Source organism: Rubrivirga sp. (assembly GCF_049648075.1).
Lineage (GTDB): Bacteria > Bacteroidota > Rhodothermia > Rhodothermales > Rubricoccaceae > Rubrivirga.
On the sequence record NZ_JBARYR010000528.1, the window covers coordinates 1 to 1,895 of the forward strand.

Here is a 1,895-nt window from a genome sequence, read left to right on the forward strand (position 1 = left end):
GAACGGCACTCAGGCTTCCGAAATACGTCCGGGAACGGAGGTGCCGGACAATTCCAGCGTTACGGTTCGTGTGACCCCGGGAGACCGGTACCGGTTCGGCACCACCGACATCGTGAATGCCGCTCCGCCGACGCTCGATCCCGATGACCAGGTCGACGGGCCCGAGAGCGTGGGTTTCTCGACTGGCGAGTTTGCCGAAGCCACCGCCGTGCGCGCAGCCGGTCGCCTGGCGGTCCGGGCCTGGCGGCAACAGGGTTATGCGAAGGCGGCAGTGGCCGACCGCGATGCCAACGCGGTTCACCCTGACGATCAGTTCAACGTAACGATCAGGATGGAACCGGGACAGCGAGCCGCCTACGGCGAGATCAGCGTCGAGGGCACCGAGTTCATGAACCCGGCTTTCGTCTCCTATATGACGGGCCTGACCCCGGGTGAGGAATACGATCCGGACACATTGGCCCGTGCGCGCAAACGGCTGGAGCGGCTGGGCGTTTTCTCGCTGCAACGCCTGCAGGAGGCGGACGAGATCGGCAACAATGGCCTGCTTCCTATCAACGTGCTGGTGAAGGAACGCAAGCTGCGCCGGATCGGGGTGGGGGCCACATTCTCGTCCATCGACGGTGCGGGTGCGGAGGCCTTCTGGTTGCACCGCAACCTGTTCGGTCAGGCGGAAAGCCTGCGGCTCAGCGCGGAGGTCGGCGGTGTGGGCGGCGGTGCACAAGTCGATGCGGTAGACGAGCTGGATTACGAAGTCGCCGCCACGTTCAAGAAACCCGGGCTGCTGGACCCGGATACGGATTTCATCGCCAACGCTTTCGCACGCGCTGCCTACAACGACACGTTCAGCGAAAAGTCCGTCGGCGCTTCCGCTGGCCTGACGCGGTATCAGACCGAAAACATAACGCTCGCGGCGGAAGGGTTTGTGAAATACGGCGAGTACGAAGATGTCTTCGGCACACGTCGTTTCGGCGTCGTGGGGGCGCAGGCAACCGGCGAGTACGATCTGCGCGACAACGAGCTGGACCCCACCGAGGGACTGTACTTCTCCGCATTGGCCCGCCCTTTCTATGAATGGGAGTTCGGCAATGCGGCCGCGCGGTTCGAGACGGAGGCGCGCGGCTACCTTTCCCCGGGCGATGAGGGGCGCACTGTCTTCGCCGCACGTCTCAAGGTCGGCACCCTGCTGGGGCCATCCATCGAAGAGACGCCGCCGGACCAGCTTTTCCTTGCGGGCGGCGGCGGTTCCGTTCGCGGTTACGGTTTCAAGAATATCGGCATCAAACAAGCCGATGGTAACGTGACCGGCGGGCAGTCGCTCGTGGAAGGCGCGATCGAGGTCCGGCAACGGTTCGGCGCCTCGTTCGGTGCCGTGGCGTTTGCCGATTTCGGCATGGTCGGTGAAGAGAGCTTCTCCGGTTTCGATACCGATCCGAAGGTCGGCGTCGGCGTCGGCTTTCGCTACTACAGTGGCCTCGGTCCCATACGCCTCGACGTGGCCATTCCGCTCAACGCCGAAGAGGGCGATCCGGACTTCGCCTTCTACGCCGGCATAGGACATGCGTTCTGATGCGTTTTCTGACCCTGACAATCCTGCTCGTCTTTGCTTTCTTGGGCACCGCCTTCGCGCAGTCGGAAGAGGAGGAGAAGTCGTCGCTCATCTCCTATGTGGAGGAGCAAATCTCCACGCCCAACATGCAGATTTCGCTGAACGGTCTGGAAGGTTCGTTGTCGTCGAACATATCGTTGGCAAGCATTACAATTGCCGATGAGGACGGCGTCTGGCTGACCATCGAGCAGCCGCAGCTCGTGTGGAACCGTTCTGCCCTGTTGCGCGGACGGGTCGAGATCGAGGAACTGACTGCAGACAGGATAGAGTTTCCCCGTCTGCCGAAGGC

Annotated in this window: 1 protein-coding gene and 1 pseudogene; both read left to right on the plus strand. The window is 62.7% G+C overall.

Annotated features, from left to right (window positions below; translation table 11 throughout):
* On the plus strand, positions 1 to 1,567 hold a 1,567-nt coding region (locus WBA11_RS14725; RefSeq protein WP_424521420.1), incomplete at its 5' end, for an autotransporter assembly complex protein TamA.
* Positions 1,567 to 1,895 (plus strand): annotated as a pseudogene (locus WBA11_RS14730) (translocation/assembly module TamB); the annotation flags it as partial. The gene WBA11_RS14725 and the pseudogene WBA11_RS14730, both read left to right, overlap by 1 nt.